The sequence below is a fragment of the Streptomyces diastatochromogenes genome, from assembly GCF_002242805.1.
GTDB classification, from domain to species: domain Bacteria; phylum Actinomycetota; class Actinomycetes; order Streptomycetales; family Streptomycetaceae; genus Streptomyces; species Streptomyces diastatochromogenes.
In genome coordinates this window covers 334,263-350,358 of sequence record NZ_MCGQ01000023.1, presented here as the reverse complement: position 1 = coordinate 350,358, position 16,096 = coordinate 334,263, and the positions used below count along the sequence as shown (strand labels likewise).

Sequence of the window (16,096 nt, the reverse complement as noted above, 5' to 3'; positions counted from 1 at the left end):
AGTGTCGCGGCGCCCCCACCTTTCCCCTGTGCGTCCGGCAGCCACCGGATCCCTCGGCCGGAGCTGCCGTTGCCGGGCCCCTCAGCCCGACCCGACCAGGTTCCTCAGACCTGGTCGTACACGTGGAATCCCCGGCCGGTCCTGCGGCCCAGCAGCCCCGCCTCGACCATCCGCTGGAGCAGCGGGGGAGGGGCGTAGAGGGGTTCCCGGAACTCGTCGTACAGCGACTCGGCGATGGCGGCGACGGTGTCCAGGCCGATCAGGTCCGCCAGTTTCAACGGTCCCATGGGATGGGCACAGCCCAGTTCCATGCCGGTGTCGATGTCGGTGGCGGTGGCGAAGCCGGACTCGGCCATCCGGATCGCTGACAGCAGGTACGGGACGAGCAGCGCGTTGACGACGAAGCCCGCCCGGTCCTGGGAGCGGATCACCGTCTTGCCGAGGGTGCGGCGCGCGAACTCCTCGACCGCGGCGACCGTGTCGGGCGACGTGTGCAGGGAGGCCACGACCTCCACCAGCGGCAGCACCGGAACGGGGTTGAAGAAGTGCAGGCCCACGACCCGGTCGGCGCGCCCTGTCACCATCCCGAGCCGCATGACGGGGAGTGAGGAGGTGTTGGTCGCCAGGACAGCCGCCGGATCCTCGACGATCTTGTCGAGGGCGGTGAAGACTTCGGTCTTGGCGTCCGGGTTCTCCACGACTGCCTCGATGACCAGTTGCCGGTCGGCCAGCTCCTCCAGATCGCCGGTGAAGACGAGCCGGGTGAGTGCTTCCCGGGCGGCAGTCCCGGCCATCTTCCCGCGCCGCACCGCGCGCTCGAGCGACGCCGCCACCCGTTCCCGTGCCGCGCGGGCCGCGACCGCGTCCACCTCGCACACCACGGTGTCCAGACCGGCCAGCGCGCACACCTCGGCGATGCCGGCGCCCATCTGGCCGCCCCCGACCACCCCGACACGCCGGATACGCCCGCTCATGACGCCGGCTCCGCATGCCGCACGAGGTGCCGGGAGTAGGCGTCCGGCGTGAAGAACAGGGGAAGTTCGCCGGACATCGCTGTACGTCGGAACAGCGCCCGCACCTCCTCGACCGGTGCCCACGGATACTCGGCGCCGAGCGCCTCGGTCTCCTCGTCGAGCAGTCGTAGCACCGTCTCGCGGTCGATGACCCGGTGCCGCAGCCACTGCCAGATCTGCACGCGCGCGATCTCGGCGGTGGCCGCGTCCTCCATCAGCCCGTGGAGGGCGACGGCGCCCTGTCCGCGCAGCCATGCGGCGAAGTAGCGCAGGGCGACGGCGATGTTGGTACGCACTCCCTCCGCGGTGGGCGGCCCGCTGACGCGGCGTACCGACAGCAGGTCTGCCGCCGTCACCTCCACGTCGTCCCGCGTGCGGTCGATCTGGTGCGGCCGGTCGCCGAGGACACCGTCGAACACCGCACGGCACACCGGGACCAGGCCCGGGTGAGCCACCCAGGAGCCGTCGAAGCCGTCCTCGGCCTCGCGTTCCTTGTCCAGCCGCACCTTGGCGAGGGCGGCCTCGTTGGCTGCCTGGTCCTTGCTGGGCACGTGGGCGGCCATGCCGCCGATGGCGTGGGCGCCGCGCTGGTGGCAGGTACGGACGAGGAGTTCGGTGTAGGCGCGCATGAAGGGGGCGGTCATGGTGACCTGCGCGCGGTCCGGCAGCAGGAAGTCGGTGCGGTGGCCGAAGGTCTTGATCAGGCTGAACAGGTAGTCCCAGCGGCCCGCGTTGAGTCCGGCGCTGTGCTCGCGCAGCTCGTGGAGGATCTCCTCCATCTCGAAGGCGGCGGTGATCGTCTCGATGAGGACCGTGGCGCGAATCGTGCCCTGGGGGATGCCGAGGAGTTCCTGTGCGGTGACGAAGATGTCGTTCCACAGCCGGGCCTCGTAGCGGTTCTCCAGCTTCGGCAGGTAGAAGTACGGACCGTGCCCGGCGTCGATCTGGCGCTGGGCACAGTGGAAGAAGTACAGGCCGAAGTCGACGAGCGCGGCGGGCACAGGCCGGCCGTCGTATTCCAGGTGCTCCTCGTCCAGGTGCCAGCCGCGTGGTCGTACGACGATGGTGGCGAGCTGTCCGCCGAGCCGGTACTCCTTCCCGTCCTCGGAGGAGAAGTCGATCCTCCGCTCGATGGCGTCCAACAGGTTGAGCTGGCCGCTGATGACGTTCTCCCAGGTGGGAGCGGTTGCGTCTTCGAAATCGGCCATCCATACCCGCGCCCCGGAGTTCAAGGCGCTGACCGTCGTACGGCGTTCCGGCGGGCCGGTGATCTCGACGCGGCGGTCGGTCAGGCCGGGAGCGGGCGGTGCGACGCGCCACGTCGGGTCGGCGCGGACGGCGGAGGTGACCATCGGGAAGTCGAGCGGGGAGCCACTGGCCAGGCGCAGGGCCTGTCGCCTGCGTTCCCTCATCAGGTCCTGGCGGCGCTTGCCGAAGGCCGCGACCAGGTGACCGACGAAGTCCAGGGCGGCGGGCGTGAGGATCTCGTCGTGCCGGTTGCCCAGAGGGGCCAGAACACGGACATGGTGGGTCAGAGCACGGGTGGACATCGCTTCTCCTGCGGGAGGAAGGGGGAGCGGGGGTGGTACGGGCCCCCGCTCGGCCGGGGGTGCCTAGTGGAACTGCTCTTCCTCCGTGGAACCGGCCAGGGCGGTGGTGGAGGAGGCGGGGTTGACGGCGGTGGAGACCAGGTCGAAGTAGCCCGTGCCGACCTCGCGCTGGTGCCTGACGGCGGTGAAGCCGTGTGCCTGGGCGGCGAACTCCCGCTCCTGGAGGTCGACATAGGCGGTCATGCCGTGCTCCGCGTAGCCGCGGGCGAGGTCGAACATGCCGTGGTTGAGGGAGTGGAAGCCGGCCAGCGTGATGAACTGGAACGTGTAGCCCATCGCGCCCAGTTCGCGCTGGAACTTGGCGATCTGGTCGTCGTCCAGGGCGGCCTTCCAGTTGAAGGACGGCGAGCAGTTGTAGGCGAGCATCCGGTCCGGGTACTCGGCGTGGATCGCCTCGGCGAACTCGCGGGCCTGGGCGAGGTCGGGCGTGCCCGTCTCGACCCAGATCAGGTCGGCGTACGGGGCGTAGGCGAGCCCGCGAGCGATCACGGGCGCCATGCCGTTCCGCACCCGGTAGAAGCCTTCCGCCGTGCGCTCGCCGGTGACGAACTCGGCGTCGCGCTCGTCGACGTCGCTGGTGAGCAGATTGGCGGCCAGGGCGTCGGTGCGGGCGATGACGACGGTGGGCACGTCGGCGATGTCGGCCGCGAGGCGGGCCGCGTTCAGGGTGCGGATGTGCTGCGAGGTCGGCACGAGCACCTTGCCGCCCAGGTGGCCGCACTTCTTCTCCGAGGCGAGCTGGTCCTCGTAGTGGATGCCGGCCGCGCCCGCGGCGATCATCGCCTTGGTCAGCTCGAATGCGTTCAGCGGGCCGCCGAAGCCCGCCTCCGCGTCCGCGACGATCGGCGCCAGCCAGTCGGTCGTGTCGCCGGCGTCCTCGGCGGTGGCGATCTGGTCGGCGCGCAGCAGCGCGTTGTTGATCCGACGGACCACCTGCGGCACCGAGTTGGCGGGATACAGGCTCTGGTCGGGGTAGGTGTGGCCGGCCTGGTTCGCGTCGGCGGCGACCTGCCAGCCGGACAGGTAGATCGCCTGTAGACCTGCCTTGACCTGCTGGACGGCCTGGCCGCCGGTCAGGGCACCCAGCGCATGGACGTAGTCCAGGTCGTGCAGCTGCCGCCACAGCCGCTCGGCGCCGCGCCGGGCCAGAGTGTGCTCCTCGCGGACGCTGCCCGAGAGACGGATCACGTCCTCGGCGCCGTAGGTCCGCTCGATGCCCTGCCAGCGGGGGTCGGTGGCCCAGCGCCGCGCCAGTTCCTCGGCCGCCTGCGTCCTCGCATCTGCCATGACTGTCACCGTCTCCTTGAATCTGTACTGGCTGCCAACGCCCCTGTCTGGGGCAGCAGGCTGTGGCACTGTGTGTCGAGAGGCTGAAGTGCGGCCCACCGTTACGCCGAGGGGCGGAGGTGAGCAACGCTGCCGGTCACGACCTCGCCGTCGCTGGGATCTCCGACGTCAGGGCATGAATCGCGCCCCAGCTCCGGGCGGTGGTCGCCGGTGTCCGGCGGGCCGCACTGAGACTCTGACACTGGCACTGGGTGCCAACAACCGTGGATGCCTGCCAACTTCTGCGCATCTTCCGCTCGCCGTTTGCCAAGGTTGCGAAGAGTGCGCGGACGGTCTGATCCCGTACGCTGACGGGGAGTCGGACACGGAGGGCGATCGGGTGGGCAAGACGTATGCGGGGGCGCGTCTGCGACGCCTGCGCGAGGAACGCCGGATGAGCCAGGCCGAACTGGCCCGCGTCCTCGCCATCTCGCCCAGCTACCTCAACCAGATGGAGCACGACTCCCGGCCGCTCACCGTCCCGGTCCTGCTGCGCCTGACTGAAGCCTTCGGCGTCGACCCGGGCTTCTTCTCCGAGCGCGACACGACACGTCTGGTGGCGGACCTTCGTGAGGCGTTGGCGGGGGAACTCGCCGAGGCCCGGGTCTCCGCCGCCGACCTGACGGAACTCGCCGCCCGGATGCCCGCCGTCGCCCAGGTCCTGCTCGACCTCGGCCGCCGCAACCACCGGCTCGCCGAGCGCCTCACCGAAGCGACGGACGGCCGCGGGACCGACTCCGAGCAGCCCCGCTCACCCCACGAGGAAATCCGGGACTTCTTCTACCGCCGCCAGAACTACCTCCACGACACCGACCTCGCGGCCGAGGAACTGGCTCAGGAGATCGGCATCCGGCCCGGCGACGTCACACGGACCCTCACGGCCCGCCTGGCCGATCGCCACGGCGTCCGGCTGACCGCCGAGACCGGCGACCGACTGCACCACTACGACGACTCGACGCGCACCCTGCACCTGTCCACCCGTCTGCGCCCCGGTCAACGCGCCTTCCGCATGGCCACCCAGCTTGCCCTGCTCGAACACGGCGACACGCTCGACCGCGAGGCCGCCGAGGACTTCGAGCCCGGCTCGCCCGCCCATGCCCTGGCCCGCATCGGCATCGCCAACTACTTCGCGGCGGCCCTGATCCTGCCGTACCCCGCCTTCCACGCGGCCGCCGAAGAGGTGCGCTACGACATCGAACGCCTCACCGACCGCTACGGCCTCGGGTACGAGACCGTCTGCCACCGCCTGAGCACCCTCCAGCGCCCGCGCCTGCGCGGTGTGCCCTTCTCCTTCGTCCGGGTCGATCGGGCCGGCAACATGTCCAAGCGCCAGTCCGCCACGGACTTCCACTTCTCCCGGGCCGGCGGCACCTGCCCGCTGTGGAACGTGTACGAGGCGTTCGCCGCCCCCGGACGCATCCACGTCCAGATCGCCGAAATGCCGGACGGGCAGCGCTACTTGTGGACCGCTCGAGCCGTCACCCGGCACCGCGGGGGCTGGGGCGAACCCGGCAAGACCTTCGCCATCGGCCTCGGCTGCGAAGTCCGCCACGCCCACCGCCTCGTCTACTCCGACGGCCTCGACCTCACCAACGCCTCCGCCGCCACCCCCATCGGCATGGGGTGCCGCGTCTGCGAACGCCTCGACTGCCCCCAGCGGGCCGCGCCGCCCGTCGGGCGTCCCCTGCGGATCGACCAGAACGCCAGTACTTTCGTGCCCTACCCCGTCGCTGATCCGACGTCCTGACCGATCGCTGCGCTCGGTCGTCCGACAGACGGCGAGGGTGCCGTGGTGCGGCGTGGGTGTCGGTCGCCGATGGATAGTGCGTGCGGCTCCTATGCCTGCACGAGGAGCAGCCCCGGCCGTTCTCAAGGATCCCCATCAGGGGTGCGCTCCGAAAGACTCGAACGCCGAAGAGGCGCGCGCACAGGGCCACCCGGCTGTTGCCGGTGCGCCCCGGATCGCAGCCTCCGACGCTCCGCCCGGCGCCCCCATCACCATCGACCCCGTCGTGGGCCTGCTGCGTGAAGCCGTCCTCGCCGGTGGCCACCGGCCCGGCGACCGTGTTCGGGAGGCGCCGCTCGCGGTCCGCCTCGGCCTCTCACGCCGGGTCGTCCGCGCGGGGCTGCGGGCGCCGGCGGACGAGGGGATGCTCGAACTGCTCCCCGGTGGCGCGACCGCCGTCCCCGCCGTCACGGCGAAGGACGTCCTCGATCTCTACGCTCTGCGCGCCGGCCTCGGTGCGCTGCTCATCCGCCGTGTCGCCATGCTCGGCCCGGAGAACCTCGCCCCGGCCTCGGCGGCCTTGGCGGAGGTCTGCTCCGCCGCCCGGGACAACGACCACATCCGTATCCGCGAGGACGACCTGCGGTTCCAGGACGCCCTCGCCCGTATCGCGGACCTCCCGCAGGCCGCCGGCACCTTCGAACGCCTCACGGCCCGCCTGCGCATGTTCGTCACGGTCCTGGACATGGACTACAGCCAGGCCTGCGACACCATCGCCGACGAGGACACCGCCGTCCACGACGCGCTGCGCGACGCGGACGGGAACGAGGCGGCGCGTCTGTGGCGGGTCAAGATCGAACGCTGCGTCCGCTACATGATCGCCCAGCTCCCCGAGGACGACGTCGCCCCGCACCTGTGGACCACCTTGGCGGGCAGGCCCCGCCTGCACCCGGGGGAGCCGCGGAGCGCCGCGCACTGACGCGGAGACCGTTCTCAGATGGCGTCGCGAATGGCCCGTTCGAAGCCTTCGACATGGCTGCGGGCGAGCTGTGCCGCCTTGTCGGGTTCACCGGTCACGATCGCCTCGATCAACGGTCCGTGCTCTTCGACGTGGCCTGCCATGTCGGACAGACGGTCGACGAACAGGCACCAGATGCGGGTGGCCAGGTTGTCGTGGCGGACGAGGGTGTCTTCCAGGTACGGGTTGTGCGTGGCGGCGTAGATGGCGCGGTGGACCTGAAGGTCCAGGTGCATGAGCTCGGTGGCGTCGTGCCGACCGGAGTGCGCGCTCGCCAGCTCCCGCAGTAGGGCCTTCAGGGTCGCCCGGTCCGTGGCGGTGGCGCGCCGCGCCGCCTGGGCGGCGGCCAGCGGCTCCAGCTCCTGGCGCACCTCGGAGATATGGGCCAGGTCGGTGATGTTGACGTCGGTGGCGAAGGTGCCGCGCCGCGGGTACGTCGTGATGAGGCGCTCGTACTGGAGCCGCTTGAGCGCCTCGCGCACCGGCGTCCGTCCGACGCCGAGGGACTGCGCCAGCTGCTCCTCGTTGATCGGCGCGCCCGGACGGATCTCGAGCATGACGAGCCGGTCGCGGATGGCCCGGTAGGCATGCTCGGCGAGGGACAGATCCTCGTCCCTGGGCTCGGCCGCCACGTGCTGCATGAGAAGCCCCCTTGACCTGTCCTGCGCGCTCCCATACTTTAGCGCCAAGGCTGATATATCAGTTGTCCATTAGTTGGCTCTCAGGATGGTGCACAGATGGCAACGAACCCGCCGATCGCCCAGGCCACCTCCCCCCTCGTCCTCCCGCTCAGCGAGCTCGACCCGGATGTCGCCGCCGCGGTGGACGCCGAGCTGCACCGTCAGCAGTCCACCCTCGAGATGATCGCCTCGGAGAACTTCGCCCCGGCCGCGGTCATGGAGGCACAGGGCTCGGTACTGACCAACAAGTACGCCGAGGGCTACCCGGGCCGCCGCTACTACGGCGGCTGCGAACACGTCGACGTCATCGAGCAGTTGGCCATCGCCCGGGTGAAGGACCTCTTCGGCGCCGACGCCGCGAACGTGCAGCCGCACTCGGGCGCCCAGGCCAACGCGGCCGCGATGTTCGCACTGCTCCAGCCCGGCGACACGATCCTCGGCCTCGACCTGGCGCACGGCGGTCACCTGACCCACGGCATGCGCATCAACTACTCCGGCAAGCTGTACAACGTCGTGCCCTACCACGTGCGCGAGTCCGACATGCGTATCGACATGGACGAGGTCGAGCAGCTCGCCCTCGCGCACCGGCCGAAGATGATCGTCGCGGGCTGGTCGGCCTACCCCCGGCGGCTGGACTTCGCCGCGTTCCGGCGCATCGCCGACGCGGTGGGCGCGTATCTGATGGTGGACATGGCGCACTTCGCCGGGCTGGTGGCCGCCGGCCTCCACCCCAACCCGGTGCCGTATGCCGACGTCGTGACGACCACCACGCACAAGACCCTCGGTGGCCCGCGCGGCGGTGTGATCCTCAGCCGTGCCGACCTGGCCAAGAAGATCAACTCCGCGGTCTTCCCCGGACAGCAGGGCGGCCCGCTGGAGCACGTCATCGCCGCGAAGGCGGTGGCCTTCAAGGTGGCGGCGAGCGAGGAGTTCAAGCAGCGTCAGCGGCGCACCCTGGAAGGCGCCCGCATCCTCGCCGGACGGCTGCTGGCCGACGACGTGGCCGAGGCCGGGATCACGGTGCTGACCGGCGGCACCGAAGTCCACCTGGTCCTCGTCGACCTGCGGAACTCCGCGCTGGACGGGCGGCAGGCCGAGGACCGGCTGCACAGCGTCGGCATCACCGTCAACCGCAACGCGGTGCCGTTCGACCCCCGCCCGCCGATGGTCTCCTCGGGGCTGCGGATCGGAACGCCGGCCCTGGCCACCCGGGGCTTCGGCGAGGCGGAGTTCCGCGAGGTCGCCGACATCATCGCCGAGGCCCTGAAGGGCGAACGGCCTGATGACGAACTGCGCAGCCGGGTCGAGAAGCTGGCCGCCGCCTTCCCCCTCTATCCCCACCTGAACGGAGCCGCGGCATGACCGCCACACCGCTGCCGGAGCATCCGGACTTCCTGTGGCGCAACCCCGAGCCGCGCTCCTCGTACGACGTCGTCATCGTCGGTGCGGGAGGCCACGGCCTGGCGACCGCCTACTACCTCGCCAAGAACCACGGCATCACGAACGTCGCCGTCCTCGAAAAGGGCTGGCTGGCCGGCGGCAACATGGCACGCAACACCACGATCATCCGCTCGAACTACCTGTGGGACGAGAGCGCGGCGATCTACGAGCACGCGCTCAAGCTCTGGGAGCGGCTCCCGGAGGAACTGGACTACGACTTCCTGTTCAGCCAGCGCGGCGTCCTCAATCTGGCGCACACCCTGCAGGACGTCCGCGAGGGCGTGCGCCGCGTCAACGCCAACCGCCTCAACGGAGTCGACGCCGAGTGGCTCGAACCGGACGAGGTCGCCAAGGTCTGCCCCATTCTCAACGTCTCGTCCCGCACCCGGTATCCGGTCCTTGGCGGCACCTTCCAGCCCCGGGCCGGCATCGCCAAGCACGACCACGTCGCCTGGGCGCTGGCCCGGCGGGCCGACGAGATGGGCGTGGACCTGATCCAGGGGTGCGAGGTCACCGGCTTCCTCAAGGACGGCGACCGGGTCGTGGGCGTCGAGACCAGCCGCGGGCGTATCCTCGCCGGCCGGGTCGGCCTCGCGGCCGCCGGACACAGCAGCGTGCTGGCCGAGCGGGCCGGCGTCCGCCTGCCGGTGCAGTCCCACCCGCTGCAGGCGCTGGTCTCCGAGCTGCACGAGCCGGTGCACCCGACGGTGGTCATGTCGAACCACGTGCACGTCTACGTCTCCCAGGCCCACAAGGGCGAGTTGGTGATGGGCGCCGGCGTCGACTCGTACAACGGCTACGGGCAGCGCGGCTCCTTCCATGTGATCGAGCGTCAGATGGCCGCCGCAGTCGAGCTGTTCCCGGTCTTCGCCCGCGCGCACGTGCTGCGCACCTGGGGCGGCATCGTCGACGTCACTCCGGACGCCTCCCCGATCATCGGCACCACCCCCGCGGAGAACCTCTACGTCAACTGCGGCTGGGGCACCGGCGGGTTCAAGGCCACCCCCGCCGCCGGCTGGACCTTCGCCCACACCATCGCCACGGGCGAACCGCATCCGCTGAACGCGCCCTTCGCCCTCGAACGCTTCACGACGGGCGCGTTGATCGACGAACACGGCGCCGCGGCCGTGGCCCACTGAGGAGGACACCGTGCTGCTGATCAGCTGCCCCTGGTGCGGTCCCCGTGACGAGACCGAGTACCACTACGGGGGACAGGCCCACGTCCCCTACCCCGAGAACCCCGCGAACCTCACCGACGAGCAGTGGGCCGAGTACGTCTTCTACCGCGACAACCCCAAGGGTCCCTTCGCTGAGCGGTGGATGCACAGCACCGGCTGCCGCCGCTGGTTCAACGTCCTGCGCGACACCGCCACCCACGAGGTACTGGCCTCCTACCGGCTCTCCGAGCCCCGCCCCGGAGGGAACCGATGACCGACCAGCAATTCCGGCTCCAGCAGGGTGGCCGTATCGACCGCGGCAGCGTGCTGCGGTTCACCGTCGACGGACGGGAGCTGACCGGGCACCCCGGCGACACCGTCGCCTCGGCGATGCTGGCGAACGGGCTCGCCGAGGTCGCCCCGTCGCTCTACCGCGGCCGCCCGCGCGGGATCGTCGCCGCGGGTGTCGAGGAGCCCAACGCCCTGGTGCAGATCGACGGTTCGTGCTCGGAAGGCATGCTCCCGGCCACGGCCGTGGAACTGTACGACGGCCTGTCCGCCACGACGCTCTCGGGGATGGGCCGGCTCGACCCGACCCCCGACCCCGCCGTCTACGACAAGAAGTACGGACACACCGACGTCCTGGTCGTCGGCGCCGGACCGGCCGGGCTGGCGGCCGCCGCCGCTGCCGCCGGCTCCGGCGCCCGCGTGATCCTCGTCGACGACCAGCCCGAGCCCGGCGGTTCGCTGCTCTCCGGGCGTGCCGAGAGGTTCGGCGCGCAGAGCGCCCTGGAATGGGTCGCCGAGGTCCGCGCGGCACTCGACGCCGCCCCCGAGGTCGTGGTCCTGCGACGCACCACGGTTTTCGGGTCGTACGACGACAACTACGTGCTGGCCCTCCAGCGGCGCACCGACCACCTCGGAGCCGACGCCCCCGAAGGCGTCTCGCGCCAACGGCTGTGGCACATCCGGGCCCGCCAGGTGGTCCTGGCGACCGGTGCGCACGAGCGTCCGCTGGTCTTCGCCGGCAACGACCGACCCGGGGTGATGCTCGCGGCGGCCGTGCGCTCGTACCTCAACCGGTACGCCGTGGCTCCCGGCTCGCGGGCCGTGGTCAGCACGACCAACGACAGCGCCTATGAGACCGTCGCCGATCTCCACGCCGCCGGGATCCACGTCGCCGCCGTCGTGGACGCGCGCCCCGAGCTGTCCCGCCGGGCAGCCGATGTCGCCGTGGCGACCGGGGTGCGGGTGCTGACGGGAAGTGCGGTGGTCGGCACCGCGGGCGAGGGGCGGCTCGCCGGAGTCACCGTCCAGGCCCTCGACGAGAACGGTCGACTCACCGGTGAACCGGAGTCGTTCGACTGCGATCTGCTCGCCGTCTCGGGCGGCTGGAGCCCGGTGGTGCACCTGCACAGCCAGCGCCAGGGCCGGCTGCGCTGGGACGAGGACCTGGTCGCCTTCGTCCCCGACGGCACCGTACGGGACCAGCAGGTCGTGGGTGCGGCGCGCGGGACGTACGACCTCGACGGCTGTCTGGCCGAGGGGGCGCGGGCCGGTGCGCGGGCCGCGACGGACGCCGGTTTCCCGGTGCCGGTGCCCACGGCTTCGTACCAGGAGGCACGTCCTGAGGTGCGCGCCCTGTGGCTGGTGCCTGCCCCCGACGGCGAACCCGGCAGCTGGGACACCCACTTCGTCGACCTGCAGCGCGACGTCACCGTCGCCGACGTCTGGCGGTCCACCGGCGCCGGCATGCGCGGTGTCGAGCACGTCAAGCGCTACACCTCGCTCGGCACGGCGAACGACCAGGGCAAGACGTCCGGCGTCAACGCGATCGGGGTGATCGCCGAGGCCCTCGGCGCCGGTGCGTCGCCCGGAGAGATCGGCACCACGGCCTACCGGGCGCCCTACACACCGGTGGCTTTCGCCGCCCTGGCCGGGCGTGAGCGCGGCGAGCTGTTCGATCCCGAACGCACCACCTCCATCCACCACTGGCACGTCGCCCACGGCGCGGAGTTCGAGGACGTCGGGCAGTGGAAGCGCCCCTGGTACTACCCCCGGCCCGGTGAGGACATGGACACGGCCGTGGCCCGCGAGGGCCGAGCGGCCCGCGAGGGCGTGGCGTTCATGGATGCCTCCACCCTCGGCAAGATCGAGATCTGGGGCGCGGACGCGGGCGAGTTCCTCAACCGCATCTATACGAACGCCTTCAAGAAGCTCAAGCCCGGCATGGCCCGCTACGGCGTGATGTGCAAGCCCGACGGGATGATCTTCGACGACGGCGTGACGCTGCGCCTCGACGACAACCGCTACTTCATGACCACCACGACCGGCGGCGCCGCCGCGGTCCTGGACTGGCTGGAGGAGTGGCTGCAGACCGAGTGGCCCGAACTCGACGTCCACTGCACCTCGGTGACCGAGCAGTGGTCGACGATCGCTGTCGTCGGCCCGCAGTCGCGCCAGGTCGTCGCCCAACTCGCGCCCGACGTCGACCTGTCCGCCGAGGCGTTCCCCTTCATGGCCTTCCGCGAGACCACCCTGGCCACCGGCATCCCTGCCCGTATCTGCCGGATCTCCTTCTCCGGCGAACTCGCCTACGAGATCAACGTCTCCGCGTGGTACGGCCCGGCCGTCTGGGAGCAGGTGTACGAGGCCGGGCAGCCGTACGGCATCACCCCGTACGGCACCGAGACCATGCACGTCCTGCGCGCCGAGAAGGGCTACATCATCGTCGGCCAGGACACCGACGGCACCGTCACCCCGCAGGACGCGGGCATGTCCTGGGTGGTCTCGAAGCAGAAGGACTTCGTCGGCAAGCGGTCCTACGCCCGCCCCGACACCTCCCGCACCGACCGCAAGCAGCTGGTCGGCCTGCTGCCGGCCGACCGCGCGACCCGGCTGCCCGAGGGCACCCAACTCGTGGCCCCGGATGTGTCGTTGACCCCCGAGGCCGGGCCGGTGCCGATGCTCGGCCACGTCACCTCCAGCTACCACAGCCCGGCCCTCGGCCGCCCCTTCGCCCTCGCCCTCGTCGCCGACGGGCGGGCCAGGATCGGCGAGACCCTCCTCGCCCCGGTGGGCGAGGAGCTGGTGCCCGTCGAGGTGGCCGACTTCGTACTCTACGACCCCGAAGGGACCAAGCGAGATGGCTGAGCCGACCGAGGCCGGACCGGTGCGCCTGCGCCGCAGCCCTCTGGCACATCTGGAAGAGCGGATGCGCGCCGCCACGGTCACGGGCGCCCGCGGTGTCACGCTGACCGAGTGGCCGTTCATCACCATGGTGAACCTGCGCGTCGACCCCGCTTCCGAAGCGGCCGACCGCATCGAGAAGACCCTGGGGGCACCGCTCCCGCGGCAGTGCGGCCACACCACCGCGTCCGGCCCCCACACGGTCGTCTGGCTCGGCCCTGACGAGTGGCTCGTGCTGTCCCAGGCCGAGGGGACCGCAGTGGCCACCGAGTTGAAGGAGGCCCTCGGAGGAGACCCGGGCTCGGTTGTCGACGTCTCGGCGAACCGCACCACGCTGGAGCTGAGCGGCCCGGCCGCCCGGCAGGTGCTGGAGAAGGGCTGCCCGCTGGACCTGCATCCTCGGGCCTTCGGTCCCGGACAGGCGGTGTCGACCACGGTGGGACCGGTCGCGGTGCTGCTCTGGCAGGTCGACGGAGCGCCGACGTACCGGCTCCTCCCGCGGTCCTCGTTCGCCGACTACCTGGCCCGCTGGCTCATCGACGCGATGAGCGAGTACCGCGGCCCGGAGGTCCCCTGATGCGTACGAAGGCTGTGCGTCCGATGGCACTGCGAGGGGCGGGGGTTCGTCCAGGGCAGGCGCACGGTGGTGCTTCGCTGAGTGGACATCGCCTACGGCGGCGCCTTCTACGCCTTGGTCGACGGACGCTGCGGCGGGTCGGGGCCGGACGTGACGGAGCCCGGGAGTCGTATCCAGCTCCCGGGCCCCTGGGGATGCCACCCAATTGCGCACGCCGGCGGCGTTTAAGAGGACGGATCAGTCATCATGCCGTCGTGTTCTTCCTTTGAACTACCGCACCGTGTGAGAGGTGCAGGCGAGAGTCGAACTCGCATCCGACGGCGTTCGTCCGGCCCCGGTCGATCCGGCGATCGGCGGCGATGCTGAGACTGGAGCGAGAGTCTGAGATTGACCGCGGCTGCCTCTGCCATGTTGGGCTACCCCGGCCCGTTGCGGGCGCTGTGCCGGGGGAAGGACTCGAACCTTCACTGTCACCGCTTCTTCAGGCTGAACTTCAGTGTCAGCTTGCGCTCATCGCGCGCACCGGTCCTCAGTCCGGCCCGCGCCTGTCGCGCACCCCCGCGCTCGCACGCGGGGGCGATCATGGATGCTACCCGTGGTCGGCGTCAGCCGAGCAGGTAGCCGAACACCGCCTCGCCGACCCGCTGGTCGGTGACGTCGGCGCCGTTGGCCTCCTCGCGGGCGAACTTCACCGCCTGCTGGAGCTTCTCGACCCGCTCCACCAGCTCGTTCACCCGCCGCGCCGGGAGCGCTCCGGAGAACTTCACGGTCGTCCAGTACCCGATGGGCACGTCCTCGTAGTACACCTCGACCTGCGCCGGGTGCTTGTCGGTCGCCTCCGCCTTGACGTGGTTGCGGGGGACCTTCTTGGTGCGGATCGTGCGGACCGGATCCGTCTTCCACCAGTCCGTCGACGGGTCGGGCGACCAGGACTCTGCGGCGTCGAGGGTGGGAAGCTTCCTGACGAACGTGTGCAGGTCGGTGAGCTGCTTCTCCAGGAAGAGGAGATAGCTGACCGGGACGTCGGTGACGATCGTCCGGCCGTCGACCGTGACGTCCGCGCGGGCCGCGCAGTTCGCCCAGTCCTTGGTGGCGGTCACGTCGAAGAGCCGGGTGAGCGACGCGGACATCTCCCGCAGCACGTCCTCGGCCTGCACCTGTACCCGCGTGGACTCGGGCGGCAGTTGCTCGCCCTCCTCGTCCTTCGGCTGGTACGTACGCGAGATACCTGCCAGCAGTGCCGGCTTCTGCACCTTGTGGTGCGCCGCGGTGATGTCCTGGAGCGACTTGCTCTTGACACCCTTCTCGACAGCGATGATCTGGTTCAGCTTCGCCACTTCGGGTCCCCCTTCGAACAGGCAGGAACGTACCTCACCGGCTCGAACACCCGCACTTCCTTTATCGACTGAGTACGCCTACTCATGCCCAACCGCACCGAGCCGGGGACGATGGGCCGTGCCGGTGTACGAACGGGAGGCGGGGCCATGGTCAGATTTCTGGGGGCGGTGGTGGCCGTCGTCGCGGCGGCCACAGCACTGGTCCTCGCCTACGTGGCGGGGGCACCGCCCGCGGTGGTGTTCGCCGTCGGGGCGGGCGTACTGAGCCTTCTGTGGCTGCTTGTCCTGCTCACACTGCCCTGGAACCTGTACTTCCGCGCGCACGCGGTGCTCGCCGAGATCGCGGTGAGCCGGGAGAAGGGGTTGGAGGTCTCCCAGGCCCGGGATGCCGAGGCCGCGCGCATCGCCCGCACCATGCTCCGGGCGGCGGTCGCGGGTCACGTCCTGACGGCGGCGGTCGTCTTCGCGGTCACCTGGGCGACGGGCGAGTTCACGGGGTACTGGTTCGCCGCGTTCTTCCTGCTGAGCACCTTCTTCCGGCCGGCCGGCGCCTACTTCGGCCAGCTCCGACGGCGCCTGGGCACCCTCCTCAAGGACGTCACGTATCCGCGGGACGACGTCGTCGAGCTGCACGCCCGGCTGAACCGCGCCGAGGCCGGCACGCGCGTCCTGGAGGAGAAGGCGGAGGAACAGTACCGAGCCCTCGCCGAACTGCGCCGCACCGTGGACGCGCTGACCGTGAGCACGTACGAGCGGACCGAGGAGTCGGACCGCAGGATCGTCGCGCTGGGCCGGGAGTTCGAGTCCACGGTGAACCGCCTCACCGACAACCAGGAAATCATCGCGGGCGTGAAGGCGTTCCTGCGCCTGCTGCGCTCCACCGACGCGGCCGACGGCGCCCCGGCCTCCGGGTGAGCGCGGCGGCACCGCTCGATGCGCGGCTCTGAACGGCCCAGTTACCGACCGCGTCGTTGCCTCCCAGAAGTGCCCAACTCTGCCTCGATGCACGCTGTTTTGTGCACC

Annotated in this window: 13 protein-coding genes; 8 read left to right on the top strand and 5 right to left on the bottom strand. The window is 70.8% G+C overall.

Features of this window, described 5'->3' with window-relative positions; genetic code table 11:
* Positions 1-104: 104 nt before the first annotated feature.
* From BEK98_RS27900 to aceA, 3 genes are all read right to left on the bottom strand, one after another.
* Positions 105-974, bottom strand: a complete 870-nt coding sequence (locus tag BEK98_RS27900) for a 3-hydroxybutyryl-CoA dehydrogenase (RefSeq protein ID WP_094219419.1) — start codon at positions 972-974, stop codon at positions 105-107.
* A complete protein-coding gene (aceB, locus tag BEK98_RS27895; RefSeq protein ID WP_094219418.1) occupies positions 971-2,563 on the bottom strand; it encodes a malate synthase A in 1,593 nt (530 codons plus the stop codon). The genes BEK98_RS27900 and aceB overlap by 4 nt, the downstream gene beginning before the upstream one ends.
* Positions 2,564-2,626: 63 nt before the next feature.
* Positions 2,627-3,910 carry an isocitrate lyase gene (gene aceA, locus BEK98_RS27890; RefSeq protein WP_094219417.1) on the bottom strand — a complete coding sequence of 428 codons (1,284 nt, stop codon included), beginning with the start codon at positions 3,908-3,910 and terminating at the stop codon, positions 2,627-2,629.
* 379 nt (positions 3,911-4,289) lie between these two features.
* Here aceA and BEK98_RS27885 point away from each other — a divergent pair, with 379 nt between their 5' ends.
* A complete protein-coding gene (locus BEK98_RS27885) occupies positions 4,290-5,696 on the top strand; it encodes a short-chain fatty acyl-CoA regulator family protein (protein ID WP_094219416.1) in 1,407 nt (468 codons plus the stop codon).
* A 265-nt stretch (positions 5,697-5,961) separates the two neighbouring features.
* A complete protein-coding gene (locus BEK98_RS27880) occupies positions 5,962-6,654 on the top strand; it encodes a GntR family transcriptional regulator (protein ID WP_167444272.1) in 693 nt (230 codons plus the stop codon).
* 14 nt (positions 6,655-6,668) lie between these two features.
* On the opposite strand, the gene BEK98_RS27875 is transcribed toward BEK98_RS27880, so the two are convergent.
* Positions 6,669-7,334, bottom strand: a complete 666-nt coding sequence (locus BEK98_RS27875; protein ID WP_094219414.1) for a GntR family transcriptional regulator — start codon at positions 7,332-7,334, stop codon at positions 6,669-6,671.
* 96 nt (positions 7,335-7,430) lie between these two features.
* Between BEK98_RS27875 and glyA the strand changes: the two genes are divergently transcribed.
* Genes glyA through BEK98_RS27850 form a run of 5 tightly spaced genes read left to right on the top strand, consistent with a single transcriptional unit; the run spans position 7,431 to position 13,736 of the window.
* Positions 7,431-8,735, top strand: coding sequence for a serine hydroxymethyltransferase (glyA, locus tag BEK98_RS27870; protein WP_094219413.1), 1,305 nt, complete (start codon positions 7,431-7,433; stop codon positions 8,733-8,735).
* On the top strand, positions 8,732-9,952 hold the full coding sequence (locus BEK98_RS27865) for a sarcosine oxidase subunit beta family protein (RefSeq protein ID WP_094219412.1): 1,221 nt from the start codon (positions 8,732-8,734) through the stop codon (positions 9,950-9,952). The genes glyA and BEK98_RS27865 overlap by 4 nt, the downstream gene beginning before the upstream one ends.
* 10 nt (positions 9,953-9,962) lie before the next feature.
* On the top strand, positions 9,963-10,244 hold the full coding sequence (locus tag BEK98_RS27860) for a sarcosine oxidase subunit delta (protein WP_094219411.1): 282 nt from the start codon (positions 9,963-9,965) through the stop codon (positions 10,242-10,244).
* Positions 10,241-13,123, top strand: a complete 2,883-nt coding sequence (locus BEK98_RS27855) for a sarcosine oxidase subunit alpha family protein (protein WP_094219410.1) — start codon at positions 10,241-10,243, stop codon at positions 13,121-13,123. The genes BEK98_RS27860 and BEK98_RS27855 overlap by 4 nt, the downstream gene beginning before the upstream one ends.
* Positions 13,116-13,736: a sarcosine oxidase subunit gamma gene (locus tag BEK98_RS27850; protein WP_094219409.1), complete on the top strand. Its 621-nt coding sequence runs from the start codon at positions 13,116-13,118 to the stop codon at positions 13,734-13,736. The genes BEK98_RS27855 and BEK98_RS27850 overlap by 8 nt, the downstream gene beginning before the upstream one ends.
* A gap of 605 nt (positions 13,737-14,341) precedes the next feature.
* Here BEK98_RS27850 and BEK98_RS27845 read toward each other — a convergent pair.
* A complete protein-coding gene (locus BEK98_RS27845) occupies positions 14,342-15,073 on the bottom strand; it encodes a DUF7873 family protein (protein ID WP_094219408.1) in 732 nt (243 codons plus the stop codon).
* A gap of 147 nt (positions 15,074-15,220) precedes the next feature.
* Between BEK98_RS27845 and BEK98_RS27840 the strand changes: the two genes are divergently transcribed.
* A complete protein-coding gene (locus tag BEK98_RS27840) occupies positions 15,221-15,988 on the top strand; it encodes a hypothetical protein (protein ID WP_094219407.1) in 768 nt (255 codons plus the stop codon).
* The last annotated feature ends 108 nt before the right edge of the window (positions 15,989-16,096 follow it).

Coding starts and splice junctions, on each gene's coding strand:
- BEK98_RS27900 (WP_094219419.1), bottom strand. CDS start 974: ATGAGCGGGCGTATCCGGCGTGTCGGGGTGGTCGGGGGCGGCCAGATG.
- BEK98_RS27865 (WP_094219412.1), top strand. CDS start 8,732: ATGACCGCCACACCGCTGCCGGAGCATCCGGACTTCCTGTGGCGCAAC.
- BEK98_RS27855 (WP_094219410.1), top strand. CDS start 10,241: ATGACCGACCAGCAATTCCGGCTCCAGCAGGGTGGCCGTATCGACCGC.
- BEK98_RS27875 (WP_094219414.1), bottom strand. CDS start 7,334: ATGCAGCACGTGGCGGCCGAGCCCAGGGACGAGGATCTGTCCCTCGCC.
- glyA (WP_094219413.1), top strand. CDS start 7,431: ATGGCAACGAACCCGCCGATCGCCCAGGCCACCTCCCCCCTCGTCCTC.
- BEK98_RS27850 (WP_094219409.1), top strand. CDS start 13,116: ATGGCTGAGCCGACCGAGGCCGGACCGGTGCGCCTGCGCCGCAGCCCT.
- aceB (WP_094219418.1), bottom strand. CDS start 2,563: ATGTCCACCCGTGCTCTGACCCACCATGTCCGTGTTCTGGCCCCTCTG.
- aceA (WP_094219417.1), bottom strand. CDS start 3,910: ATGGCAGATGCGAGGACGCAGGCGGCCGAGGAACTGGCGCGGCGCTGG.
- BEK98_RS27840 (WP_094219407.1), top strand. CDS start 15,221: ATGGTCAGATTTCTGGGGGCGGTGGTGGCCGTCGTCGCGGCGGCCACA.